Annotated in this window: 2 protein-coding genes; both read left to right on the forward strand. The window is 64.5% G+C overall.

Annotated features, from left to right (window positions below; translation table 11 throughout):
- The coding region (locus AC5JLB_RS25950; RefSeq protein WP_495876723.1) for a calcium-binding protein at nucleotides 1-2,032 on the forward strand (2,032 nt) is incomplete at its 5' end.
- A gap of 122 nt (nucleotides 2,033-2,154) precedes the next feature.
- Nucleotides 2,155-2,641 (forward strand): hypothetical protein (locus AC5JLB_RS25955; protein WP_495876724.1); only part of this gene is annotated, 487 nt, incomplete at its 3' end.

Below are 2,641 nucleotides of genomic sequence, written 5' to 3' on the forward strand. Positions count from 1 at the left end.
CACGCTGGGCAGCTTCACCGAGAACCTGCACCTGGGTGGGATCACAGGTTGGGGCAATGCTCTCGCCAACCTCATTCACGGCAACGATCTCGCCAACAGTCTTCATGGCGAGGCGGGCAACGACACTCTCGAGGGCGGAGCGGGAGAGGATTGGCTTTCTGGCGGCGATCACGACGACAGCATCCATGGCGCGACCGGCCACGACTTGCTCTATGGCGGGACTGGTAACGACAGCCTTACTGGTGGCACCGGCAACGACACGCTCTACGGCGGGACCGACGATGACGTGCTGAGCGGTGACGGCGGTTGGGACCGCGTCTTTGGTGGAGACGGCAATGACCGGCTCGTCATTTTGGCAGGCTCCTCGGGAGTTCTCGACGGCGGGGCGGGGACCGACACCTTAGAGGCGCGGGGGGGCCGGCTGTCGGATGTCAAACTGAGCGGACTCGAGGTGCTGGCACTGACCGGGGTGCAGGTCCGCGCCACGTTGGCGCAGCTCGACGCCTTCGACGGCATTGCGCTGGGCAGCATCGTCAACCTGGTGCTCGAGGGCGGTGGCACAGCGGATCTGTCGGACGAGATGCGTGAGACCGGCGGACGCCTCGACGGCTCGCTGGCGACTGCGGCCCTGACGCTGACCACCGGCTGGGGGCAGGACGAGGTTCACGGATCCGCCTACGCCGACTGGCTGGCGACCGGGGCCGGCAACGACAATGTCTATGGCGGCAATGGCAACGACGTGGCCTTCGGGCGCTTGGGTGACGACCAACTCTATGGCGGGGCCGGCAACGACGCGCTGAACGGTAGCGAAGGCGCAGACACCCTCTACGGCGGAGCCGGCAACAACAGCCTTGCAGGCGGAGAAGGTGACGATGTCCTCGTCTCGGAGGGCGGCGTCGATCAGATGAATGGGGGCGTGGGCAACGACACGCTCTACGGCGGGGCGGGTGCCGACAGGCTCGACGGCGGCGCGGGGCAGGACGTGATGTTCGGCGGCCTCGGGGGCGACACCTACACAGTGGATCATGCCCGCGACCAGTTGCTCGAGACCGACGGCACGGCCGCGGGAGGGAAGGATCTGGTGAACGCCTCGGTGAGCTACGCCCTGACCTCGGCCGGGTTTGTGGAGAGCCTGACGCTGACGGGCACGGCGGCCTTGGACGGGACCGGCAATGAACTCGCCAACAAGCTGACTGGGAACAGTGGCGCCAACGATCTTTGGGGCGAGGGAGGCAGCGACACTCTGACGGGCAACGCCGGGGTGGACGTGCTCTATGGGGGGAGCGGCAACGACACTCTTTCGGGTGGCACGGAGAGTGACAGCCTTTACGGCGGGGACGGGTTCGACAAGCTCGATGGGGGTGCGGGCGCCGACCTGATGATCGGCGGCCTAGGCAAGGACACCTACATGGTGGACAACGCCGGCGACCAGGTGATCGAGACCGACGGCACCGCGGCAGGCGGGGTGGACCTTGTCAAAGCCTCGGTGTCGTTCTCGCTGAGCGGGTTCGTGGAGAACCTGACGCTCACCGGCACGGCCGCCCTGAGCGGGACGGGCAACGGCCTCGCCAACAAGCTGACTGGCAACGCGGGCGCGAACGCCCTCCGCGGCGAGGGTGGCAAGGATGCACTCGTGGGCGGGGGGGGTGACGACGTGCTCCATGGGGGCGCGGGGAGCGACGTGCTGACCGGGGGCGGCGGCGGAGATCGCTTCGTCTTCGACACTGCGCCGCACAGCTCGGCCAACATGGACAAGATCACCGACTTCGTGCGCGCCGACGGGGACAAGATCGTGCTCGAGGACGCGGTCTACACGGCCCTACTGGCGAGCGGGACCGGCAACCCTGCGCTCCTGGCCAGCCAGTTCGTCGTGGGTACCGCCGCCACGACAGCCGAGCACCGCATCATCTACAACCAGAGCCAAGGCAGGCTCTTCTACGACGCCGATGGTAATGGAGCCGGCGCAGCCGTGCAGTTCGCCACTGTCGCGGCCGGGATGGCGCTTAGCGCGGCGGATCTCTGGGTGGTGTGACAAGCAACGGTTAGAGGACTGAGGCGGCAGGCCGTGCGACGTGCACCGCCTGATCCGTCTCTCCACGATAATGGCTTCAGGGGGCAAAGACCCGCCTAAGCGCTTTAGGGAAGGAAGAGAAAATGAGCACGTCGACTACCACCGCGATCCCAAATGGCGCTTTGCTGCTGTCCAACGGATTTTATGCGGGGCTCGTGAAGGAAAACTTCGTCGATTACGACGATTTCCTGTATTATGAGTCCAGCTGGGACTGGAACCTGTATGTCTTCACTCCAAACGGGGAAAGAGTCGGCGTAGGAGTGACTGTCGGGCACGACACCTACCAAGGATCATGGAGCAGACACTGGGGCGGAGATGAGGTTGAGGAATACGTAACTGCCTCTCAGCTCCTGCCTGTTACCGGCAGTGTCGCAGTTTACCTGACATATACAAATCATAGTTGGGGTGATTGGGTCGAGTGGAACGACGAGGGCGACGAGGTGTGGTACACCTACGACGACTCGTACAACTTCAATACACTGACAAACGTCCTTTTATCGTCCTTCTCCGTTTCCGGCATTTACGCCGACGACGAGATCCTGACCGGGACCGAAGACACAGCCCTAACCA

The sequence above is a fragment of the Myxacorys chilensis genome, from assembly GCF_059505265.1.